Genomic DNA, 20,732 nt, shown 5'->3' with positions numbered 1-20,732 from the left:
CGGCCGCACGCCGTGCCGGGGCTCCCCCGTCTTCGGGACTCCTGGGGCTACTTCACCCCGACCGCCCGGATGATCTCCTGCTTGACCGCGCCACCGCGGTCGTCGGACGCGCCCGCCCGGAGGGAGATGTACTGCGCGTTGTCCGGCACCCGCAGCTCACCCGTCCAGGACGTTCCGCGCCACGACTTCTTCAGAGCGACCTTCTGCCAGGTCTTGCCGTCGTCGTACGAGACCTCCAGCGCGCCGCCGCCGATCGTGCCGGTGTCCGGGGCGCCCTTCACGTACTCGGCCGAGATGCCGACCGGCACCCGGCTTCCGCCGCGCACATCGCCCTTGATGTCGGTGTCGACGTCGAAGCCGAGGTTGATCAGCGGAAGGTAGGTGTAGCGGTCGGACGGGGTCTCCTTGGAGCGGAAGGTCCACTCGGCGTGGCCCTTCGTCGAGAGCCGCCAGCGCGCCGGGTCCAGCGTGGTGTCGGTGACGACCTTGTACTCGGCCTCCTCCGCCGGGGCGTCCCAGGCGTAGGCACCGGAGCTCATCTTGCGGTCGACCCGGGTCCCGTTGACGTACACCTCGGTGTACTGGGTCATCGAGTCGTCACTCCACACGTTGCCGAAGCCGGTGTGGTCCGGGCCGGAGTCGCCCCAGCCGGGGGTGTTGAACTTCAGGTCGTTACCGACCCGCTCCTGGCCCCAGCCGAGCCCGGTGCCCAGCCACGGGTGCCAGACCGGCTTGAACCACTCGCGGTGCGTCGCGCTGTCGCCCCGGTAGGAGATGATCCCGCCGCGCTGTTCGAGGGAGTCCTCCAGGTCGACCGACTCGTGCCAGAACTGACCGCGTTCGGTGGAGACGTACTCGGTGCGCTCGGTCGGGAAGCCGATGTACTCCTTGAAGCCGAAGCCGATCGGGAAGGTGTCGGTGATCGAGTAACGGAACTCGCCGCCGATCTCCTCGCGCCCGGTGGGCATGTGGAACGTGGAGCGCACGGTGGCCAGTTCGTCCTCGTCCGGCCGGAAGACCAGGTCGGACGGAATGGCGCCCGGGTGCCCCTCGGAGAGGTCGTAGACGAACGGGGTGAAGCGCGTGCCGGTCAGGTCGACCGTCTTCTTCCGCGCGGCGGTGTCGGCGAGCCGGGCTCCGTCGGCCGCGTTGACGGTCGCGACGCCCAGCGGCCGGTCCTCGTACGCCTCCGTGCCGAACCAGGTGTTCAGCCGGCCGGGAGCGTTGTCAGTGACGAACAGGAAGGCGACCCCCGCGTCCTGGGCGATCTGCGCGATCTGAACGGGTGTCAGCGCGCCGGCGCGGACCAGGACGGCCTTGCCCTTCACGTTCTTGCCCTCGTACTCGGCGGCCGTGCCGGTGCCGACGTCGACGAGCCCGAGCCGCGAGGTGCCTTCGGGCAGGGTCGTGCCCGGCTGGATGGTGGCGCCGGAGAGCCGGACGCCGCCGGCACTCGCCTCGATGAGCGGCTTGCCCAGCCGCCACACGGTCCGGTACTCGAAGGTTCCGGTGGCGGGCTTGCGGGTGGGGGCGGCGAAGACCGAGTCGTACTTGATGGGCAGCTGGACCGCGCCGCCGTAGGAGGCGCCGTTCGCGTCCCGGTCGAACTCCATGAGGAGCTGGCGCGTCTCGGTCCGCTTCTCGACCTCGGCGCGGATCTCCTTCAGCTGCCGCCCGTCGAGGGTGATCTCGCGGTCGCGGTCGAGGACGATCTCGGGGTCGGTGAGGAAGCCGAGGCCGAGGGAGTCCTTGCCCTTCGAGCCACGGACGTCGAGGAAGGACGAGACGGTGTACGTGCCGGGCTTCAGGCGCAGTTCGAGCGTGCCGGACTCGCCGACGGTCTCCGGGAACGGGTCGTAGCCCTGCTCGAGGCGCTTGACGCCCAGGTGGGCCGAGGTCGGGGCGCCGTCACGGTCCTTGACGTGGATCGTGAGGGTGTAGCGCTCCTCCTCCTTCACCAGGCCGAGCACGGTGTGCGCGACGGGGGTACCGGCGGCCGAGGCGACGATCCGGCCGGAGGCGTTGCCGACCGGGGCCTTCGTGCCGTCACCGGTGACCGTGGTCTGTGCGGTGCCGTGGGCCGGGACGGTGAGGGTGGTGTCGGCGAGGGTCGCGACGCCCGCGGGCATCCCTTCGACGGCGAGGTTCAACTCCACGGCGACGTCGGAGTGGTTGGTGTACGTGACGGTCTTCGTGACCGGCTTGTTCTCCTCGTACGGCCAGGCGAAGAAGCCGAGGTCGGCGGAGCCGGTGGCGGTCACGTTCGCGGAGATCGCGGCGGCCACGTCGACCCGGCCGGCGCCGAGCGCGTAGGCGGAGTCCGTGAGCGTCTTCGACGAGGACATCAGGGCGTTCTTGAGCTGCGCGCCGGTCCAGCCGGGGTGCTTCTCGGCGAGCAGCGCGGCGACACCGGCGACGTGCGGGGTCGCCATCGAGGTACCGCTCATCGTCGTGTAGAGCCCGGTGCCGGTCACCAGCTGGGAGCGGGCGGCGAGGATGTCCACGCCGGGCGCGGAGAGGTCGGGCTTGAGGGCCTGGTCGCCGAAGCGCGGTCCCTGGCTGGTGAAGTAGGCGGCCTGGTCGGCGGAGTCGACGGCACCGATGGTGAGCGCGGAGTCGGCGGCGCCGGGCGATCCGATGGTGCCGGGGGCGCCGCTGTTTCCTGCGGCGATGACGAAGAGGGCGCCCGTCTCCGCGCTCAGGCTGTTCACGGCCTGGGCCATCGGGTCGGTGCCGTCGCTGCCCTCACGCGAACCCAGGCTCATCGAGACGATCTTCGCGTCGATGTCCTTGGCGGCCCACTCCATGCCGGCGATGATCTCGGACTCGGATCCGGATCCCTCGTCGCTGAGGACCTTGCCGACGGCGAGGGTCGCGCCGGGCGCGACGCCCTTCTCCGCGGCGCCCTCGGAACCGGCGCCGCTGCCGCCGACGGTGGAGGCGACATGCGTGCCGTGACCGTTGCGGTCGGCGACCTCCTGGCCGGCGATGAAGGACTTGGACTCGCTCACCCGGTCCTTGAGGTCGGGGTGGGCCAGGTCGGCGCCGGTGTCGAGGACGGCGACCTTCACGCCCTTGCCGGTGAGTCCGGCCTCCCACGCCTTCGGGGTGCCTATCTGGGCGTTGGACTCGGCCATGGCGGCCTCGACCTTGCCGTCCAGCCACACCTTGCCACCCGCGGAGCGGGTGGTGGGCGAGGTGAACGACCGCCAGAACGCGGCCGGGTCGGTCGCCTCCACCGCGGCGCCGCCGATGCTCGGGAGGGCGCGGACGGTCTCGGCGCCGCGCGGTGCGGCGGAGCGCGCGCCCTTGCCGTACGTGACGATCAGCGGCAGTTCATCGGTGATGCCCTGCTCGATCAGGCCGCTGACGTCGAAGAGCCGGCGGTCGAGCACGCCGGAGTCCAGGTAGCTGCGGGCCTCGTCGGGGACGACCGTGACCCGGCCGTCGGAGATCTCGCTGCGTACGGCGCCGGTGGCGCCCTTGGCCCGGTCGACGGTGACGGTCTTCCTGCCGCCACCGAGGTCGGTGACGGTGACCCGGTCGCCGGTGATGAGCGTGACGGTGGCGCTCCGGTCCGCGGCGCCCTTGAAGGTGTCGGGTACGGCGGGGGCGGCGGTTCCCCCGGCAGCGGCGGTCTGCCCTGCCGTGAGCAGCACCAGGGAGATGCCGGCGGCGAGCAGCCCGGCCCTTCCTCCTGCGGAAGGTCTGATCATCGACGCACTCCTCGACACCCGGGGGAAGGGGTGGTTCCGGGCGTCGCGAGGAGTCTGGTCCGCACAGCGGTGGTTGAGTACAGAACGGCCTGGCGGCTATGCGCCGTGGCGGCCAACCGCCAGTTCAGGCAGTGGGGTTGAGCGCGTCGTATCGGCGAAAACCCCGCCCGTACAGGGCAAGTACACCAATCGCGAACACACAGGCGATACCGCCGCCGGTGATGGCGACGGCCGGGGAGGTCAGATCGGCGACCGAGCCGGCGAGGAAGTCGCCGAGCCGCGGCCCGCCGGCGACGACCACGATGAAGACGCCCTGGAGCCGGCCGCGCATCTCGTCCGGGGCCGCGACCTGCATCATCGTGTTCCGGAAGATCATCGAGACGGTGTCGGAGTAGCCGGCGAGGGCGAGCAGGAGCAGCCCGAGCCACAGGTTTCGGGTGAGGCCGAAGACGGCGATCGCGGTGCCCCAGCAGGCGACGGCGAGCAGGATCGCCTGTCCGTGGTGGCGGATGCGCCCCTGCCAGCCGCTGAGGACGCCGCCGAGGAGCGCTCCCGCGGCGGGGGCGGCGGCGAGGAGCCCGGTGGTGGTCGCGTCGCCGTCGTACCAGAGGACGGCGACGACGGGGAACAGCGCACGGGGGTGGGCGAGGATCATCGCGCAGAAGTCCGAGAAGAACGTCATGCGCAGATTGGGCCGGGTGGCGAGGAAGCGCAGCCCGTCCAGGACCGAGGCCCTCTTGGCGCCGGTCCGTTCGGGGAGCATGGAGGGCAGCCGCCACATCGCGTAGAGGGCGGCGGAGAAGGCGACGGCGTCGATGAGGTACGCGATCTGGAAGCCGCCGAAGCCGACGATGAGACCGCCGAGGCTCGGGCCGACGAGCGTGCCGAAGGTCGTCGTCATCGAGTTGAGCGCGTTCGCGGCGCGCAGCTGCTCGGGCGGCAGCAGGCGCGGGATCATCGAGCTCCGGGCGGGCGAGTTGAGCGCGCCGCAGACGGACTGCAGGGCCACGATCGCGTACAGGAACCAGACGTGGTGGAAGCCGGCGAACGCGGCCGCGGCGAGGGCGGCCGAGAGCACGGCTGAGCCGGTGGCGCTGGCGAGCCCGAGCTTGCGGCGGTCGACGGTGTCGGCGATGGCGCCGCCGTACAGGCCGAAGACGATCAGCGGGACGAGCGAGAACAGCCCGACGAGCCCGACGGAGAACGGCGAGCGGGTGATCTCGTACACCTGGAGCGAGACCGCGAGCGCGGTCATGCCCTGGCCGACCCAGGAGACGGTGTTGCCGAACCAGAGGCGGCGGTAGTGCGCGGAGGTACGGAGCGGGGTGAGGTCGGCGAAGACCCGGCGGCGGTCGGCCTTCTCGGCCTCTTCGGTGGCGCTCACGCGACGTCGTACCGGAGCTCGGGCCTGGCCCAGTGGATGTGGCCGGTGGGCTCGACGGTGCCGGTGCGGCGGGCTCCCGTCCGCAGGTAGAACTCCTCGGCGGGCGGATGCGCGACGACCCGTATGGTGCTGAGCCCGGCGGCGCGGGCCTGGCCGATCATGTGCTCCATCAGCAGCCGCCCGACGCCACGCCCCTGCGCCTCGTCGGCGACGAAGGCGAGATCGAGCTCGGCCTCGTCGAGGAGGAGCGCGTAGAACCCGAGCACGCGATCCCGCTCGTCGACGGCGACGAAGACGGGGTGGTGCTCGATGTAGCTCCCTCCGACGACATAGCCGTCGACCATCGCGGCGTAGTCACCGCGATAGGCGCGGGATTTCCGGACGAGCTGCGTGAGACGACGCGAGTCGTCGGCGGTGGCCCGCCGGAGGCTGAGGGAGGACATGGATTGAGTATAGGGACGGGTGCGGGGTGGGGTCCTTACAGTATGTCCCGGCTGCCCACCCGTCCCACCGTTGCGGGCAATCGCCCCCCCCGGAGCGGGAAGGGTCGGCACAACCCACAGGGCGCCATTACGGCACCGGTGCCCCCGAGACCCCGCGCGCCTCCCCCACGGCCGCCGCCGCCCCGAGCCCCTCGCCCCGGGCCTGGGCGGCCAGGAACGCCCCGTCCCCCAGCGCGGCGCGCACGACCGCCTCCACCCGCTCCACATCCCCCCGCTCCGCCGCGGGCAACGGCGCTCCCGTCGACGCCCGCAGCGCCCCCGCCGCGCCCAGCAGCACAGCCGCTCCGTCACGTCGCCCGGCCAGGGCATGGGCGCCGGCCAGACCCTCCAGCGCGAGCGCCACCGCCCGAGGGTCCCCGGTCGTCAGCGCCGTCGCGTACCCCTCCTCGTGCAGCGCGAGCGCCCCCTCCGCGTCGCCCCGCAGCTCCGCCACGAAGCCCAGCTCGGCGAGGATCAGCGCGTTGGCCCCGTCGAGCCCGACGAGCCGGTGCCAGTCGAGGACCTCCCGCAGGTGGACCTCGGCCTCCTCCAGCAGGCCCTCCCGCCGGGCCCCGAGGCCCAGACCGAGCACCGCGTTGATCTCGCCCGCCCTGAAGCCGACCTCGACGGCCTTCTCCCGCCCCGCCCGGTGGTACGCACGCGCCTGCGCCAGGTCCCCCATGAGCAGCGCGGTTCGGCCGAGCCCCGACAGCAGGTCCGGCACCTCGGTGGTGAGACCGAAGCCCTCGGCGGTGTGCAGGGCGGCACGCTTCAGCCCGGCGGCACGCTCGTACTCGCCGCGGATCTCCGCGACGGTCGCCAGCGGGTACACGGACCACAGGCCCCCGCACGCGTCCCCGACCGCCGCGAACAGTGCGGCGCTGCGGGCCGCGTCGTCCTCGGCCCCGGCCAGATCGCCCCGGAGCAACCGCTGCACGGACCGGTCCCCCAGCGCCGCCGCCTCCCCCCACGACTCCCCGGTCTCCGCGAACCCGTCGAGCGCCGCGTTCGTCAGCTCCTCACCCTCGCTCTGGCTCCCGGTCCCGCAGAGCGCGTGGGCGAGGAACCAGCGGGCCCAGGCCAGGGCGGCGGGGCCGGCTCCGTACGCCGCGTCGACGGATGCGAGCGCGCTCGCGATGCGGCGCCGGCGGTCCGTTCCGTCGCCGCTCATGACGGTGAGCCCGGTCCGCCACACGTCGACGCGGGCCCGCACCCGGGCGAGCGCGTCGGAACCCGACGCCGGATCGGGGGCGCCCGCCGTGTCCAGAGCCGTCGCCGTCGAGCGGACCGCCTCGCCCAGGCGGCCGCGCAGCACCCAGTACCAGGCCAGCGCGTCCACGAGCCGCAGCGCGTGCTCCGCGTCGCCCCGCTGCACGGCGCGGTCCAGGGCGGCGCGCAGGTTCGGTGACTCCGCGTCGAGGCGGGTCAGCCACTGCCGCTGGGCGTGACCGCGGAGCTCCGGTTCGGCGGCCTCGGCGAGGCCGGTGTAGTACGTCAGGTGCCGGCCGCGTACGTCCTCGGTCTCGCCCGCGTCCGCCATCCGCTCCAGGCAGTACGCGGCCACGGATTCGAGCAGCCGGTAGCGCGGACCGTCCTTCCCGTCGACGGCGACGACCAGCGAGCGGTCCACCAGCCGGGCCAGCAGGTCGAGCACGTCGTCGGGCGCGATCTCGCCGCCCCCGCAGACCTGTTCCGCCGCGTCCAGCGTGCAACCCTCCGCGTGGACGGCGAGCCTGCGCAGGACCAGGCGTTCCGGTTCCGGCAGCAGCTCCCAGCTCCAGTCGATGACCGCGCGGAGCGTCTGCTGCCGGGCCGGTGCGCCCCGCTGTCCCGCGCTGAGCAGCCGGAAGCGGTCGTCGAGCCGTTCGAGCAGCCGGTGCACGCCGAGCGCCCGCACCCGGGTGGCTGCCAGTTCGAGGGCGAGCGGGACGCCGTCGAGGCGGCGGCAGATGCCCTCCACGGCGGCCCGCTGGGACGCGTCCGGCAGGAATCCGGGCGCCGAGGCGGCCGCCCGGGCGACGAACAGCTCGACGGCGCCGGCGAGGTCGAGCGGCGGCACCGACCACAGCGTCTCCCCGGCGAGGGCCAGGGGCTCCTGACTGGTCGTCAGCACCACGAGGTCGGGGACGGTGCGCAGGAGCAGCTCGGTCAGGGCGGCGGCCTCGTCGATCACGTGCTCGCAGTTGTCAAGGACGAGCAGCATCCGTTTGCCGCGCAGGACGCCGGCGAGCCGCTCCGCCCCACTCGGTGTCCGCCCCGCCTCGGGCCGTACGCCCCACGCCCCGTCGTCGCGCAGCTCCATGGCGGCGGCGACGACCTCTGCCAGCTCCCCATGTGCACCGGCGAGTTCGACCAGCCATACGCCGTCGGGGAACAGCTCCCGCGCCTGCCCGGCGGCCTCCACGGCCAACCGCGTCTTGCCGACGCCTCCGGGGCCGGTGAGCGTGACGAGCCGCCGTCCGGCGAGCAGCTCACGGATCTCCTCGACGGCCTCCTCTCGCCCGACGAGCTCGCTGATGGCCATGGGCAGATTGCCGCGGGTCTCGCCCCGGCCGGTAGCGCCGTGCGCAGCGTCCTGGGTCGGTGCCGAACCCGAAGGCGAGAGCGCGTTCGGGTCCCGTACGTCTCCGTCCCGCGCCGAGGTCGCGGCCTCGGCGGCCGTGGCCCCGGAAGCCACCGACACCTCGGCCCGTACCGCGTCCAGCGCGGGGTCCTGGCGGAGCATCTCCCTCTGGAGCGCGACCAGTTCGGGGCTCGGGTCGAGGCCCAGGTCCTCCGCGAGGCGGACGCGCAGCTCCTCGTACCCGGCCAGCGCCTCGCTCTGCCTGCCCGAGCGGTACAGCGCGCGCAGGTGCACGGCGCGCAGCCGCTCGCGCAGCGGATGCCGCTCGACCAGCTCGGCCAACTCCCCTACGAGCAGCGCGTGTTCCCCGGCGGCGAAGCGCGCCTCGGCCGCGTCCTCTTGGACGACGACCCGCTCTTCCTCCAGGCGGTTCACGGCGGCCCGGGTGAACGGCTCGTCCGCGAAGTCCGCGAACGCGGGGCCCCGCCAGACCTCGAGTGCTTCGGCGAACAGCGCGGCCCGCCGTACCGGGTCGGGCAGGGCGCGGGCACGCGCGGCCAGTTCGGCGAACCGCTCCGCGTCCAAGGCACCTTCCGCGAGCGCCAGTTGGTATCCGGGGGCGCGGGAGACCAGCAGGTCGCGGCCGCCGGGTTCGGCCTCCTCCAGGACGCGCCGCAGCTGGGAGACCTTCGCCTGGAGGGCGCGCAGCGGATTGCCGGGCGGTTCCTCGCCCCACAGGTCGTCGACGAGACGGTGCGTGGCGACAGGCCGGCCCGTGCCGACGAGCAACGAGGCGAGCAGGGCGCGCACCTTGAGCTCCGGGACCCGGACGGGCCGCCCGTCCTCGGTCCAGACGGCCGTCTCCCCCAGCACCCCGAATCGCATGGGGTCACCGTAACTCCCCGCCCGAACCAGGCCCGAACAGAACCCGAACCGATCCCGAACCGCCCTCCCGCAGAGTCTTCCTCGTCAGCAGGAAACACCACCACCGAGGAGACTCCGATGACCCGCTCCACCACCCTCACCGGCAAGACCGCACTCGTCACCGGCGGCAGCCGCGGCATCGGCCGCGCGATCGCCCTGCGGCTGGCCGCCGACGGCGCCCGCGTCGCCGTCCACTACGCGAACAACGAGGCCGCCGCGAAGGAGACGGTCACCGCGATCGAGGAGGCCGGCGGTTCCGCCTTCGCCATCCGTACCGAACTGGGCGTCCCCGGGGACGCCGAGGCGCTCTGGAAGGCCTTCGACGAGCACGCCGACGGCGCCGACATCCTGGTCAACAACGCCGGAATCGCCGGCGCGGGCACGATCGACGAGGTCGAGGAGGCCGACTACGACCGGGTGTTCGCGGTCAACACGAAGGCGCCGTTCTTCATCGTCAAGCACGGCCTCGGCCGGCTGCGCGACGGCGGCCGGATCATCAACATCTCCTCCGGCGTCACGAAGGTCGCCTTCCCCGGCATGACCTCGTACGCCGCCTCCAAGGGCGCGGTCGAGGTGCTGACCCTGACACTCGCCCAGACCCTCGGCGCCCGTGGCATCACCGTCAACGCGGTCTCGCCGGGCACGATCGAGACCGACATCCACCCGTGGATGGCCGACCCGGCCGCCAAGGCGCACGCCGCGGGCTTCTCGGTCTTCAACCGGGTCGGACAGCCGGGGGACGTGGCCGATGTGGTCGGCTTCCTCGCCTCGGACGACGCCCGCTGGGTGACCGGCCAGAACATCGACGCGAGCGGCGGCTCCGGCCTCGGTCTCTGACGCCCACCGTGCCCACCCCCCCTTCCCGAAGGTCTTCCCGAAGGACGCCGTCATGCCCCGCCACACCCTGCTCGTCCTCGCCCACCCCCGTACCGACTCCCTGACCGCCCGGATCGCCGACCTCGTCCACGCCCGGCTGAAGGACGGGGGCCGGAGCGTCGACGTACTCGATCTGTACGCCGAGGGCTTCGACCCCGTCCTCCGGCCGGCCGACGAGCCGGACTGGGAGAACCGGGAGAAGGCGTACTCCCCCGAGGTCCACGCGCACATGGACCGCATCCTGGCCGCCGACGACATCGTGGTCGTCTTCCCGGTCTGGTGGATGGCGCCGCCCGCCGTCCTCAAGGGCTGGATCGACAGGGTGTGGAACTACGGCTTCGCCTACGGCCGCAGCAAGCCCCGCCTGGCGGCGAAGCGGATGCTGTGGCTGGCCCTGATGGGCAACGCCGAGGCGGAGATCGAACGGCTGGGTCTTTCCACCGTCCTGGACCTCCAACTGCGGGTCGCCGTCTCCCGGTTCTGCGGGATCGAGGACTCGTCCGTCGAGATCGTGTACGGCACCGAGCTGTCGGGGGTGCCGCGCGCACTGCGCCCGCAGCGGGTGCGGGAACTGCTGAAGTCCGCCGAGGAATCCCTGAACGGAGCGCTGCCGCGATGACCACCACCCACACCCCCGCATCCCCCGCCGAGGCGGCGCCGGCGAAGGCCGGCGCCCGCCAGTGGCTCGGACTCGCCGTCCTCCTCCTCCCGGTCACCCTGATGACGGCCGACCTCGGCGTCCTCTGGCTTGCCACCCCGTACCTGGCCGCCGATCTGCGGCCGAGCAGCGCGCAGTTGCTGTGGATCACCGACATCTACGGCTTTCTCACCGCCGGCACCCTGGTCATCATGGGCACGCTCGGCGACCGCCTCGGCCGGCGGCGGCTGCTGATGGCGGGCTCGGCGGGCTTCCTGCTGGCCTCGCTGCTCGCCGCGTACGCCCCGAACGCCGAGACGCTGATCGCGGCCCGCGCCCTGCTGGGCGTGGCGGGAGCCGCCGTACTGCCCTCCACACTCGCCCTGATCAGCCATATGTTCACCGACGCACGGCAGCGGGCGACCGCGATCGCGATGTGGGTGACCGCGCTCTCGGTGGGCCTGGCGATCGGCCCGATCGTCGGCGGCGTGCTTCTGGCGTCCTGGTGGTGGGGTTCGGTGTTCCTGATCGGGCTGCCGATCATGCTGCTCGCCCTGGTCACGGCGCCGCTGCTGCTGCCGGAGTACCGCGATCCGGGGGCCGGACGGATCGATGTGCCGAGTGTGGCGCTCTTCCTGCTGGCGGTCCTGCCGCTGGTCTACGGGGTGAAGTCGGTGGCCTCGCACGGTCCGACGGCGGAGGCGGCCGCGGCCTTCGCCGTCGGTATCGCCCTCACGCGTCTCTTCGTCCGCCGCCAGAACCGGCTGACCACCCCGCTGCTCGATCTGCGGCTCTTCCGCGACCGCGCCTTCACGGGGGCGCTGCTCGCCCTGCTGCTCGGCATGACCGCGCTGAACGGGGTGGAGTACCTGGTGCCGCAGTACCTCCAGGCGGTCGCCGGCCAGTCGCCGCTCGAGGCAGGTCTCTGGCTGCTGCCGGGGGCGGTGGGGCTGATCGCCGGATCGCAGCTGACCCCGCTGCTCGCCCGTCGCTTCCGCCCGGCGTACGTCCTGATCGGAGGCCTGCTGGTCTCACTGGCCGGGTACGCGGCGATCGCGCTGGCCGCCGGGGTCGAGGTGGCCTCCCTGGGCCTCGCGGTGGTCATGTTCGGGGCGGCCCCGATCAGTGTCCTCGGCACGGCCCTGGCGGTCGGCGCGGCCCCGCCGGAGAAGGCGGGCGCGGCGGCGGCGACCGGTCAGACGGCGTACGACCTGGGCCTGGCCCTGGGGATCGCGGTGACCGGCAGCGTGGCCGTCGCGGTCTACCGGAGCGGTATCCCGGGCGACGCGCCGGCCGCGGCGCGGGAGTCCCTGGGCGCGGCGAGCGCGGTGGCGGACGAGGAGTTGCTGGCGACGGCGCGGGAGTCCTTCACCACGGCTCTGCAGTCGGCGTCGGCGCTGAGCGCGGGCTTCGCGCTGCTGACGGCGGTCCTGGTGGCGGTGCTGCTGCGGAAGGTGCCGAGGATCACCTCGGGCGGCTAGGAAGCGGCACGGGACGGGCGGGGCCTGTCCTGCGGATCATCTCGGGCGACGCCCGGCAGGATCCGCGGGACAGGCCCCTTCGCCGTCCGGGTGCGCCTACTCGCAGACGCTCAGGTCGTCCGGGTCGACACTGTCGAGCCGGACGGCCAGCTCGTTGAGCCGGGCCCGCAGGACGCGCATCTCGTCCAGCTCCATGCCCGTCGCCGCGGCGATCCGCTTCGGCACGGCAAGGGCCTTCTCCCGCAGCGCCGCGCCGGCCTCGGTGGGACGCGCGGTGACCGACCGCTCGTCCTCCGCGCTGCGCCGCCTCTCGACGTATCCGGCCGCCTCCAGCCGCTTGAGCAGCGGGGACAGGGTCCCGGAGTCGAGACGCAGATGCTCGCCGATCCGCTTGACGGGCAGCTCCCCGTGCTCCCAGAGCACCAGCATCACCAGGTACTGGGGGTAGGTGAGCCCGAGCTCCTTGAGGGCGCCGCGGTAGACGCCGTTGAAGGCGCGCGTGGCGGCGTGCAGCGAGAAGCAGATCTGGTGGTCGAGCCGGAGGAAGTCCTCGTCCCGGGTCGTGTCGAGAGTCTCCATGCGTCCAGGGTACGGGACACCCCATCGCAAGCCATTCAGTTGTGCACAACTGAATTGCACGCTACCTTGGTGAGCACACCCCGACCTGAACGGAAACGAGGACCCATGAACGCGATCTACACCGCCGTCGCCACCGCCAACGGCCGCGAGGGCCGCGCCGTCAGCTCCGACGGCCACATCGACCTCCCCCTCGCCCACCCCCAGGCCCTCGGCGGCAACGGCCAGGGCACGAACCCGGAGCAGCTCTTCGCCGCCGGCTACGCGGCCTGCTTCGCGAGCGCCATGGGTCTGGTGGCACGCCAGGAGAAGATCGACATCAAGGACGCCTCCATCACCGCCGAGGTCTCCATCGGCAAGGACGAGACGGACGGCGGCTTCGGCCTCGCGGTCGTCATGCGCGCCGAGTTCCCCGACCACCTCCAGGGCGAGCCGGGCCGCGACCTCCTCGAGAAGACCCACGCCTTCTGCCCGTACTCCAAGGCCACGCGCGGCAACATCCAGGTCGAGCTCGTCATCGAGTAGTCCCGGCACCCCCGCACGACCGAGGGCCCGTGCGCGTCGTCCGACGCGTACGGGCCCTCGGTGCCGGCGGTGGCACGTCCGTCAGCCGAAGCGGCCCTCCACGTAGTCCGCGGTGCGCTGGTCGCGGGGGCTGGTGAACATGACCTCCGTGGGGCCGTGCTCGACGATCGGCGTCGACCGGATCACGGTCCACCCATGGCCAGTGTCTGAGTCGAAGAGCCCCTGGCCGGTCAGGGCAACTGGCCGGACCTCCCGCACGGGCTCGCATGTCAGTCGACACTGCACCGGTCTCACCACTCGCTGGGCTGGAACTACCTGAGAATCTCCGACTCAGGTCATAGCGGTCACCGGCGCTCGCTGAGCACAGCCCCGGTCCCGGGGACAGCCACAGGGCTGCCCCCGGGACGGCTTTGGGCCGCCCTGAAGGGGCCTGTCCGTTGTCAGCCCTGCGGGGCGGCCGGTTCGACGTCCTTGGACAGCGGCACCTGTCCGGTGTTATCGACGTGCCGGGCGGCGACCCACGCGGACTTGTCGCGCAGCAGGTACCAGATGCTGTTGCCGTCGATGGTCTGGGCGTGCACTTTGCTGCGCAGGCCGATCTCGACGCCGTGGCTTAGGTTGCCGATGACGGAGGAGTCCGTGCTCGGATACTTCCGCAGGTTGACGCCGATGGTGCTGACGACGGTGCCGAACGGCTGGGGTGGACTGGGCATCATGACCTCCAGGGGAACGCCGGAGTGGCGTGGTGCCGTCCGGTATCCGGACGGGCTGCTTGCACGGTAAGGCCGATTCCCGCCGGGGAGCCGGAGGCGTGCGGGGCACGCCACAACCGGCGCCCGGGCGTCATTCCGATGGTTCCGTCCCTCAGCCCGGCTCGTCCCCTCACGCGCGGCGCCCCCGACAAGCTCCCGGGCGCCGCGCAGCACGAACCGGGTCCCGAGTGACCCGGTGGCATGGCCCCGGCGGGGCGTCGGCAGGGACCTCAGGATGTGGGCGCGTCCAGCTGCGGCTCCAGCCGCACCTCGGTCACGCTCACGCCCTCCGGAGCGCCGAACGCCCTGACCATCACGCCCAGGTAGGTACCGGTGACCTCCAGAGCCAAGTGGTCAGCTCCCACGCGCAGGTCGAGCCTTGCCACGGGCTCGCTCGAGAAGTCCGGCGCGCGGTAGATCCGCGCCGCCGGGTAGTTCAGGCTCGTCAGCTTCTTCTGCATCTCCTCGTACGTGGCCGTGTCCGTGCCCGAGAACGCCCTGCTAAGGCGCCATGCGTGCCTCTCGGCGGCGCACTCCTCCTCAGCGGTCAGCGGCACCTCATCGACCAGGATGGGCATGGTGGAGTCGGGGGTCGGCTCCGCTCCCGTGGTGTCGGCCGTGGAAGCCGATGCCACATCATCGGTGCCGCTGGAGACGTCCGGAGCGCAGCTCTGCGAGATGAGGTCTGCCAACTCAAGGAACCGCATCTCCGCATCGTCGTCGCTCGCCACGGCGACACTGACCGTAGAGATTTGATCGGCGGTGGCGTTCTGCGCGCCGAAGCCGGCCAGGACGACGACGAGCGCGGCAGCCAGCAAGGACTTCGGGAGGAATATCGATCGCATGTCCGTACCATGCAGGCTGCTGATCACCGCCCACATGAGCACCCGTACTCAATCCACCAGAGCATCAGCTCACCAACGACCCTCAATCCCTCAGATCCGTCGCCGTCGGCAGCCGCATCAGGTCCGTCTGCGAACGCAGGTGCAACTTCCGGTAGATGCACGTCAGATGGACTTCCACCGTAGTGAACCGCTGCAGGGGTTGTCCCTGCTTGCACTCGGCGATGCCCTCGGTGCGCACGGCCGTCTGATCGTGCATCCGACCCGGTCGCACGATTCCGCTGAACAGGGTGCGGCCCTTGGCGTCGCTGAAGGTGGTCCGTCTTGATGGTGTTCTGCTTCTTCTTGCCCGAGACGAACGCCTTGCGTCCGAGGCGGCCCCGCGCGGGCGGCGGAGCGGGCTCTCGCCCTCTGTGCCCGCGGGGTGTTCCGAGCGGCTCCGCCGACCGGAACACCCCGCGCCAGCAGGGAGGTTCGCTCACAGCAGCGCCCCCTGACCACTTACGGAACACCCCTGCGGCTTTTCCGAGCCGGTCCAGCCGGCTCTGCGGGTGTTCGATGCGGGAGAGCGCGAGTTCCCGGGAGCCGATCGCCACGGCGGCGCCACTGTCCAGTACGCCCGCAGTCGCGCCAACTCCTCGATCGGGGTGGCCTGATCGGCGTCGAACAGCAACACGCGGCTGCTGTGCGAGGCGAGCACACCGATACACAGGGCGCGACCCCTGCCTCGATCACGCTCGGATGTCAGTAACCGTATGCGGCGGTCGGCCGCGGCGACCGCCCGCACGAGGTCGGCGTGCCGTCGGTGGAGCCGTCGTCGACGCCGATGACCACTCAGGTCCCGCTTCCGGGCGGCACGCCGTCCGCGCTCTCCAGGTGGTCGCGGACGGCTTCCAGGGTCGCCTCGATGCGGGCCGGTTCTTTGAACGCCGGTATGACCACCGAGAGTCCCACCCGGGAAGTCTCGGTTGCGGTGTCGGTCACGGATACCGCGAGGCTCTCATGGGCGGGGCGCGTCAGCCGCGAAGGGCTTCGGCCGGTTGCACGGAGGACGCGCGCCGGGCGGGATAGATCCCGGCCACGACGCCGGTCGCCAGACCGATGAGCGGGGCGGTGGCCAGGGTCACCGGGTGCATGACCGGCGTCCAGTCCCTGATCAGCGCCACCACCAGGACGGCCAGCGTGCCGATGGCCGTACCGATGAGTCCACCGAACGCACCCAGCGTGCCCGACTCGGCGAGGAACTGGGCGGTGACATGCCGCCCCTGCGCACCGAGGGCACGGCGCAGGCCGATCTCCCCGGTGCGCTCCAGGACCGCCACCAGGGTGGTGTTGGCAATGCCGACCGCTCCGATGACCAGGCACACCCCGGCGAGCAGCAGAAACAGCTGTTCGAGGTCGGAGGTCACCGAGGTCCGCAGGCTCTTCGGGTCGGGCGGCGGAACCGCCTTGAAGTACTCCGGGTGGTCGGGGCGCAGCGCCGTGGGGGCCTCCCCGGCCACCTGACGGGCAGCACCCAGATCGGTGGCGATGAGCATCCTGGAGCCTTCGGTGGGCCGCCCCCACAGTTCAACCGCGGTGGTCTGAGGCACGAGAACCGAGAGCAGCACGTCCGGCTGGCGCTGAACGTCCTCGACAATGCCCATGACGGTGAACGGCTGCCCCCCGATGAAGATTGCCGGCTTCGTCTCCAGCGTGGTGATCCCCAGCCGCGCGGCGATGCCCGAGCTGATCACGGTGACGCGCTGGCGGGTGTCGGTGTGGAAGTCGTCGTACAGCCTGCCCTGGGAGAGCCGGGGCTCGGCCGCGCGCAGGGCACCAGGGGCGGCGGCCACCACGTTGAGGGTCTCCCCTCCGGCGTCGCCCACCGGGGCGGCGGTGACGGCGAGTTCGGCGGCGCTGCGTCGGGGCCGCACCGTCCACAGCACGCCGGCGTGCCGCACCCCGTTGAGCCGCTCGACGCGGTCCGAGGCATCGTCCGGGAACGCCGCGTCGGCGAACTCGTCCTGTTCGTGGGCGATGTCCTCGACCGTCACCTCGGTCGCGGAGAGCACGTTGAAGCGGGCGTCGATCTGCGAGGAGGCGGTGGCGGTGAGGCCGAGTACCGCGACGAAGGCACCGACGCCCAGGACGGTGCCGAGCATGGTGAGCGCGGAACGGGCGGGGCGCTGCAGCATCCCGGCCAACGCCTCGGCCAACAGGTCCCGTGGCGCAAATGTGGAGCGCCCAATTCCGGGCAGGTGCGCGGCGTGCCGTTTCCTTCCGATCCGGCTCAGCATGCGCGTACCTGCTCGCTCTCGCTCAGTATGCCGTCCCGGATGGTGACCGTCCGTCGGCCGCGGGCGGCCACGGCCAGGTCGTGCGTGATGAGGACGACCGTGATGCCCTCGGCGTTGAGAGCCTCCAGCAGCTGGAGCACAGCCTCGGCGTTGCCGGTGTCGAGGTTTCCCGTCGGCTCGTCGCACAGGAGCAGTGAGGGCCGGGCGACCAGTGCCCGCGCGATGGCCACCCGCTGGCGTTCGCCGCCGGACATCCGCGAGGGAAGTGCGTCGGTCCGGTGGCCGAGGCCCACCCGGTCCAGCGCCTCGCGGGCCCGCTGGGGGCGCTCGCGGTGCGGGGCGCCGCTGTAGACCATGGCGAGTTCGACGTTCTCGCGGGCGCTGCGGTGCGGCAGCAGGTGGAAGGCCTGGAAGATGAACCCGATACGGCGGCCGCGCAACGTGGTGCGCTCGGTGTCCCTGAGCCGGCCGGTGTCGATGCCGTCGAGGAGAAAGCTGCCCGTCGTGGGGGTGTCGAGGAGTCCGGCGATGTTCAGGAACGTGGACTTGCCCGATCCGGAGGGGCCGACGACGGTGATGAACTCGCCCCTGCGGACCGTGAGGTCGCTGGGGCGGAACGCCTCAACGGGCGGCGGTCCCGGATAGGTGAGGCCGGCCTGCCGGAATTCGATGACGGGCGGCTCGGACGGGGTCGGGGACGCGGTCATCCGGCGCCCCCCTGCGCGGCGCCGTCGGCCCGGACCCCGGTCACCACCCGGTCACCCTCGGCGAGGGCCCCGCCGTCCAGGGGGATGACCTCGACATGGCCGTCGCCGGTGGTGCCGGGCTTCACCCGGACCCGGCGCTGGCTGCCGTCGTCCTCGAGCACGGTGACCGCGGTGGAGCCGTCGGCGCCGGCCGACACCGCCGTGACGGGTACGACCAGGACCTTGCCGCCGGTTGTGGCGGCCAGGACGGTCAGGCGGACGTTCTGCCCGGTCCATTCGGCCTCCAACGGCCGGCCCGGCGTCAGAGTCATCAGATAGCCGTCCGCGTCGGCCTGCCCACCGGCCGGCTGTCCGTCCTGCGCGTCGCCATCGGGACGCGGCGTCGTGCGGGTGGTGGCAATGGACCGTACGGAGGCCTGGGCGGTGGTGCCGTTGATCTCGGAGAGGATCTCCGCCTGCTGGCCCGCCCTGATCAGGCCCTTCTGGTGGTCGGGCACATAACCGTGCACCACCAGGGGGCCCGCGGCGACGGTCATCACGGCTCCCTGCACCTTCGCGCCGAGCCGTACGGGGAGATCCTGCACCCGCGCGGGGAAGCTCTCCAGGAACGTCACCTCGCCGGACGGGACCATGGGGCCCGCGGCCGCCCGCGCGGCGACGAGGCCCTCGCGTGCGGTGGCCAGGTCCTCCCGGGCACGGCTGACCGCCTTGCGCAGCGGTTCCAGATCGCGACCGCCGCCATCCGCTTCACCGGCCGTTCCCGTGGTCGAGCCCGTCGTCTTGGTCGAGCCCGTACCGGAGCCGGAGCCGGACTCAGCGGTCTCCAGTGCGTCCTCGGCGTCGTCCAGACCTCGTTCGGCCGAGGTCACTTGTGCTTCGGCCGTGGTCACGGTGGCCGAGCCCTCGGCGCCGCCGACCGGGACGGGTTCGTACCCGAGCGCGTCGTAGAGCGCGGTGACCGCCGACTTCGTGCCCTCACCGAAACGCCCCCGGCTGTCGGGGGAAGTGGAATGACCGAGCCGCTGGAGCGCGTCCTGCAGCTGGCCCACGTCGCTGCCCTGGGCGCCGGGCTTGAGGTCGCGGTAGAGCGGAACGGTGCCCTGGAGCGCGATCACCGGACGGCCGGAGATCTCGACCAGCACCCGGCCCGCGCGTACCTCATCTCCTGCCTTCAGCGGCAGCTTGGAGACCGTGGGACTGCCTCCATCGGCCGCGCCGCCGGGGGCGATCTCCACGCTCTGGCCGGCGACCACGGTGCCGCGAAGGATCACCGAGGAGGCCAGCGGCCGGTACTCGACCGGCGCGGTGATCACGGACGGTGCGGGAGGCCGGGAGTCCGCCGCAGCCTGGGCGGGCGACTTGATCAGCAGGGAGGCCCCGAAGCCCGCCCCGGTGAGCGCGACCGCGCCCACCGCGATCAGGGCGACCCAGCGGCGCCTGATCCGTACACCGTCACCACCGTTGTCGCGGGCTGCCTCGGCCGCGTCCACGGAGGGCTGTTCGTCGTTCTGCATTCAGTTCGCCAATGCCTCGTTGGCCGCCTTGATGACCGCGCCCTGATCCTTCTTGATCTCGGCGAAACCTGTGGCGTTCTGCTCGATGTAGTCGTTCTGGATTTGCGTTTCGAGGCGGAGCAGCACGGTGGCGAGTTTTGTTTCCTGCTTGCACTTCACATCGGTCTTGGCCACGACCTTCTCCTGCGGTGACGCGGAGTTCCCCTGGGCCGCGTACTTCTCGGCGGGCTGCAGGAAAGCGGTGTGCTGATATCCCGCCTTCTTCATGCAGGCCACCCATTCATCCTGCGCCTTTTTGAATTCCGGCGTCCCCTGGGCCTTCCCGAAGGAGGAGAAGTCGATGCTGAGCAGTCCGATCTTGCCCTTTGTGGGGTCCTGCACCTTGTCGAGCCCCAGCTTGCGGGCGGCCTCCCCCACGCAGCCGCCCTCGGGAATGTCCTTGCCCTGGTAACTGCCGTTCGCGCCCGCCTTGCCGCCCTTGGCGCCGTAGACCATGTAAGCCTCGGGCGGGAACTTGGCCCCGCTGGAAACCGCGCCTTCGGCGTGCTCGCCGTCGCCTGCCGACGGGATCACGTGATAGCCGTGCTCAGCGGCGACCTTCTCGCTGACCACGCCGTACCGACGGTTCAGGACCTTGACCGGCTCGGCCTTCTTGACGGGCCAGCCGAATCCGAACCGCTTCATACAGTCGGAAGCCAGGGTGGAGTGAGCAGTGTCGACCAGCGCCTGCTGCTCGCGGGTGAAGAAGTAGGCAGACACAGGGAGGACGATGTCGGCCTCCGTGACGACATCCCGGACAGCGGAACTGTCACCGCCGGCACCGGCGCCTTCCTGGCCACCCTCCGAACAGCCGGTGAGCAACAGCGTGCCGACCCCGGCGGCGATGACGAGACGCGTGTAACGCAAGGGAACCCCTGGATAGAGTGGATGTGCGCGGTGGGGCGGAATTGGCCTCCGCCCCACCGTGGTCATGAGCCGACGATCAGAAGTTGTACGTGCTCCCCAGGCAGCTGTCGCCGAAACTGTGGGAGTTCATGTTGTCGTTGGCCTGCTTGGTGGAGGTGATGTAGATGCTCGCCATGTTCTTCACCCTGCCGTAGTCTGCGATCTTGAAGCAGGGACCGGCGTATCCGGAGTTGTAGAACACCGAGACCCTGGAGTCCGGGTCCATGTTGTTGATGGAGCTGACGTTGTCGGGGTGGTAGTCACCCTGGTAGAGCGCGGGCTGGCCGCCGTAGTAGGTGATCTGGGACCAGTTGGGACGGGAGCTGAAGTCGTCCCGAACCAATCCATTGAAGTCGCTGTCCGAGTGGAGACAGACGTTGTCCCAGGTGCAGTTGTAAGCCTGCGCGGGCGCGGCCATGGCGACTCCCGCGCCGAACAGGGATGCCACGGCAAGCAGCATCGCCGAAGTGCGTCGAAGCATAAGTCTTTCCTCGCTTTCGTTCCGTGCCGAACAAACGGCGCGTCTCAT

The 20,732-nt window shown here is 71.6% G+C and carries 17 protein-coding genes and 1 pseudogene; 4 read left to right on the top strand and 14 right to left on the bottom strand.

The window, feature by feature from the left end; genetic code table 11:
* Positions 1-47 precede the first annotated feature (47 nt).
* From ACZ561_RS08505 to ACZ561_RS08490, 4 genes are all read right to left on the bottom strand, one after another.
* Complete coding sequence (locus ACZ561_RS08505; RefSeq protein ID WP_470991071.1) at positions 48-3,716, bottom strand: S8 family serine peptidase; 3,669 nt, start codon at positions 3,714-3,716, stop codon at positions 48-50.
* 124 nt (positions 3,717-3,840) lie between these two features.
* Entirely contained in the window at positions 3,841-5,100 is a 1,260-nt protein-coding gene (locus ACZ561_RS08500) for an MFS transporter (RefSeq protein ID WP_470991069.1), read from the bottom strand.
* Positions 5,097-5,543: a GNAT family N-acetyltransferase gene (locus ACZ561_RS08495; protein ID WP_470991067.1), complete on the bottom strand. Its 447-nt coding sequence runs from the start codon at positions 5,541-5,543 to the stop codon at positions 5,097-5,099. Before ACZ561_RS08495 ends, ACZ561_RS08500 begins: the two co-directional genes overlap by 4 nt.
* Before the next feature lie 127 nt (positions 5,544-5,670).
* A complete protein-coding gene (locus ACZ561_RS08490; protein WP_470991065.1) occupies positions 5,671-9,030 on the bottom strand; it encodes an AfsR/SARP family transcriptional regulator in 3,360 nt (1,119 codons plus the stop codon).
* A gap of 117 nt (positions 9,031-9,147) precedes the next feature.
* On the opposite strand from ACZ561_RS08490, the gene ACZ561_RS08485 reads away from it, so the two are divergent.
* The 3 genes from ACZ561_RS08485 to ACZ561_RS08475 are packed head-to-tail and all read left to right on the top strand — an operon-like array spanning position 9,148 to position 12,063.
* The gene (locus ACZ561_RS08485; protein WP_470991063.1) at positions 9,148-9,906 is read left to right on the top strand and encodes an SDR family oxidoreductase; all 759 of its coding nucleotides are present in this window, start codon (positions 9,148-9,150) and stop codon (positions 9,904-9,906) included.
* Positions 9,907-9,958: 52 nt separating this feature from the next.
* Positions 9,959-10,564, top strand: coding sequence for an NAD(P)H oxidoreductase (locus tag ACZ561_RS08480; RefSeq protein WP_470991061.1), 606 nt, complete (start codon positions 9,959-9,961; stop codon positions 10,562-10,564).
* Positions 10,561-12,063 carry an MFS transporter gene (locus ACZ561_RS08475; protein ID WP_470991059.1) on the top strand — a complete coding sequence of 501 codons (1,503 nt, stop codon included), beginning with the start codon at positions 10,561-10,563 and terminating at the stop codon, positions 12,061-12,063. The genes ACZ561_RS08480 and ACZ561_RS08475 overlap by 4 nt, the downstream gene beginning before the upstream one ends.
* Positions 12,064-12,159: 96 nt before the next feature.
* On the opposite strand, the gene ACZ561_RS08470 is transcribed toward ACZ561_RS08475, so the two are convergent.
* Positions 12,160-12,642: a MarR family winged helix-turn-helix transcriptional regulator gene (locus ACZ561_RS08470; protein ID WP_470991057.1), complete on the bottom strand. Its 483-nt coding sequence runs from the start codon at positions 12,640-12,642 to the stop codon at positions 12,160-12,162.
* A gap of 105 nt (positions 12,643-12,747) precedes the next feature.
* On the opposite strand from ACZ561_RS08470, the gene ACZ561_RS08465 reads away from it, so the two are divergent.
* Positions 12,748-13,164: an organic hydroperoxide resistance protein gene (locus tag ACZ561_RS08465; protein ID WP_470991055.1), complete on the top strand. Its 417-nt coding sequence runs from the start codon at positions 12,748-12,750 to the stop codon at positions 13,162-13,164.
* A 440-nt stretch (positions 13,165-13,604) separates the two neighbouring features.
* Here ACZ561_RS08465 and ACZ561_RS08460 read toward each other — a convergent pair whose 3' ends face one another.
* From ACZ561_RS08460 to ACZ561_RS08420, 9 genes and pseudogenes are all read right to left on the bottom strand, one after another.
* A complete protein-coding gene (locus ACZ561_RS08460; RefSeq protein WP_470991053.1) occupies positions 13,605-13,880 on the bottom strand; it encodes an SH3 domain-containing protein in 276 nt (91 codons plus the stop codon).
* A 266-nt stretch (positions 13,881-14,146) separates the two neighbouring features.
* The gene (locus ACZ561_RS08455) at positions 14,147-14,761 is read right to left on the bottom strand and encodes a hypothetical protein (protein WP_470991051.1); all 615 of its coding nucleotides are present in this window, start codon (positions 14,759-14,761) and stop codon (positions 14,147-14,149) included.
* A 163-nt stretch (positions 14,762-14,924) separates the two neighbouring features.
* Positions 14,925-15,150: pseudogene (locus tag ACZ561_RS08450) on the bottom strand (transposase family protein); the annotation flags it as partial.
* Between the two features lie 442 nt (positions 15,151-15,592).
* A complete protein-coding gene (locus tag ACZ561_RS08445) occupies positions 15,593-15,742 on the bottom strand; it encodes a hypothetical protein (RefSeq protein ID WP_376437572.1) in 150 nt (49 codons plus the stop codon).
* Positions 15,743-15,774: 32 nt separating this feature from the next.
* On the bottom strand, positions 15,775-17,037 hold the full coding sequence (locus ACZ561_RS08440; RefSeq protein WP_470991049.1) for an ABC transporter permease: 1,263 nt from the start codon (positions 17,035-17,037) through the stop codon (positions 15,775-15,777).
* Positions 17,031-17,744 carry an ABC transporter ATP-binding protein gene (locus ACZ561_RS08435; RefSeq protein ID WP_470991047.1) on the bottom strand — a complete coding sequence of 238 codons (714 nt, stop codon included), beginning with the start codon at positions 17,742-17,744 and terminating at the stop codon, positions 17,031-17,033. The genes ACZ561_RS08440 and ACZ561_RS08435 overlap by 7 nt, the downstream gene beginning before the upstream one ends.
* A complete protein-coding gene (locus tag ACZ561_RS08430) occupies positions 17,741-19,258 on the bottom strand; it encodes a peptidoglycan-binding protein (RefSeq protein ID WP_470991045.1) in 1,518 nt (505 codons plus the stop codon). Before ACZ561_RS08430 ends, ACZ561_RS08435 begins: the two co-directional genes overlap by 4 nt.
* A complete protein-coding gene (locus tag ACZ561_RS08425; protein WP_470991043.1) occupies positions 19,259-20,164 on the bottom strand; it encodes a hypothetical protein in 906 nt (301 codons plus the stop codon). It lies immediately after the preceding gene.
* 76 nt (positions 20,165-20,240) lie between these two features.
* Positions 20,241-20,684: a peptidase inhibitor family I36 protein gene (locus ACZ561_RS08420; RefSeq protein ID WP_470991041.1), complete on the bottom strand. Its 444-nt coding sequence runs from the start codon at positions 20,682-20,684 to the stop codon at positions 20,241-20,243.
* Positions 20,685-20,732: the final 48 nt, after the last annotated feature.

Source organism: Streptomyces sp. NPDC039609 (genome assembly GCF_055596705.1).
Note: the sequence above shows the minus strand (reverse complement) of the source record. Positions and strands in the feature narration are given on the sequence as shown.

What these genes read in the sequence shown, in the direction of transcription:
- ACZ561_RS08455 (WP_470991051.1), bottom strand. Translation starts at nt 14,761, where the DNA reads ATGCGATCGATATTCCTCCCGAAGTCCTTGCTGGCTGCCGCGCTCGTC.
- ACZ561_RS08470 (WP_470991057.1), bottom strand. Translation starts at nt 12,642, where the DNA reads ATGGAGACTCTCGACACGACCCGGGACGAGGACTTCCTCCGGCTCGAC.
- ACZ561_RS08490 (WP_470991065.1), bottom strand. Translation starts at nt 9,030, where the DNA reads ATGCGATTCGGGGTGCTGGGGGAGACGGCCGTCTGGACCGAGGACGGG.
- ACZ561_RS08420 (WP_470991041.1), bottom strand. Translation starts at nt 20,684, where the DNA reads ATGCTTCGACGCACTTCGGCGATGCTGCTTGCCGTGGCATCCCTGTTC.
- ACZ561_RS08495 (WP_470991067.1), bottom strand. Translation starts at nt 5,543, where the DNA reads ATGTCCTCCCTCAGCCTCCGGCGGGCCACCGCCGACGACTCGCGTCGT.
- ACZ561_RS08485 (WP_470991063.1), top strand. Translation starts at nt 9,148, where the DNA reads ATGACCCGCTCCACCACCCTCACCGGCAAGACCGCACTCGTCACCGGC.
- ACZ561_RS08430 (WP_470991045.1), bottom strand. Translation starts at nt 19,258, where the DNA reads ATGCAGAACGACGAACAGCCCTCCGTGGACGCGGCCGAGGCAGCCCGC.
- ACZ561_RS08480 (WP_470991061.1), top strand. Translation starts at nt 9,959, where the DNA reads ATGCCCCGCCACACCCTGCTCGTCCTCGCCCACCCCCGTACCGACTCC.
- ACZ561_RS08505 (WP_470991071.1), bottom strand. Translation starts at nt 3,716, where the DNA reads ATGATCAGACCTTCCGCAGGAGGAAGGGCCGGGCTGCTCGCCGCCGGC.
- ACZ561_RS08475 (WP_470991059.1), top strand. Translation starts at nt 10,561, where the DNA reads ATGACCACCACCCACACCCCCGCATCCCCCGCCGAGGCGGCGCCGGCG.
- ACZ561_RS08435 (WP_470991047.1), bottom strand. Translation starts at nt 17,744, where the DNA reads ATGACCGCGTCCCCGACCCCGTCCGAGCCGCCCGTCATCGAATTCCGG.
- ACZ561_RS08465 (WP_470991055.1), top strand. Translation starts at nt 12,748, where the DNA reads ATGAACGCGATCTACACCGCCGTCGCCACCGCCAACGGCCGCGAGGGC.
- ACZ561_RS08440 (WP_470991049.1), bottom strand. Translation starts at nt 17,037, where the DNA reads ATGCTGAGCCGGATCGGAAGGAAACGGCACGCCGCGCACCTGCCCGGA.
- ACZ561_RS08460 (WP_470991053.1), bottom strand. Translation starts at nt 13,880, where the DNA reads ATGATGCCCAGTCCACCCCAGCCGTTCGGCACCGTCGTCAGCACCATC.